This window comes from Streptomyces sp. E11-3, from assembly GCF_046540415.1.
Taxonomy (GTDB): Bacteria; Actinomycetota; Actinomycetes; order Streptomycetales; family Streptomycetaceae; genus Streptomyces.
The window spans coordinates 1-633 of the sequence record NZ_JAZGRL010000244.1 but is presented as its reverse complement, the minus strand read 5'-3'; the positions used below and the strand labels follow the sequence as shown (position 1 = coordinate 633).

Genomic DNA, 633 nt, shown 5'->3' with positions numbered 1-633 from the left:
CCGAAGGACACCGCCACAGCATGAGCAGCCCCCCACCCCTCTCCGGAGGCACCGCAGGCCCCGCCGCACTGCGCCCCCTGCTCAGCACCGTCCTCGACGCCCTGCAAGAAGGCGCGCACAGACGCCACGGCCCCCTCCCCACCGGGGGCCCCACCATGGTCACCGCACACGTACGCGACACCATCGGCGACGTACTCCCCGAACACGGCACCGGCGCCGAAGAGGCCCTGCACACCCTCGTACGGCTCCTCACCGAAGGCGCCGCCGACCCCGCCGAACCCCTCTGCGCAGCCCACCTGCACTGCCCACCACTGGCCGTCGCCACCGCCGCCGACCTCGCCGCGTCCGCGCTCAACCCCTCCATGGACTCCTGGGACCAGGCCCCCGCAGCCTCCGCGCTCGAAGCCCTCGTCACCCGCGCACTCGCCGCCGAAGTCCACCCCGGCGCCGACGCCCTCGTCACCACCGGCGGCACCGAAGCCAACCAGCTCGCCCTCCTCCTGGCCCGCGAACACGCCCGAGAACAACACGGCTCAGTCCAGCTGATCACCGGCGCCAACGCCCACCACTCACTCCACCGCGCCGCCTGGCTCCTCGGCCTACCCCACCCCGTCACCATCCCCACACCCACCG

The 633-nt window shown here is 73.6% G+C and carries 1 pseudogene; it reads left to right on the top strand.

Annotation, left to right across the window (positions count from 1 at the left end):
- Positions 1–20 precede the first annotated feature (20 nt).
- Positions 21–633 (top strand): annotated as a pseudogene (locus tag U9R90_RS36655) (aspartate aminotransferase family protein); the annotation flags it as partial.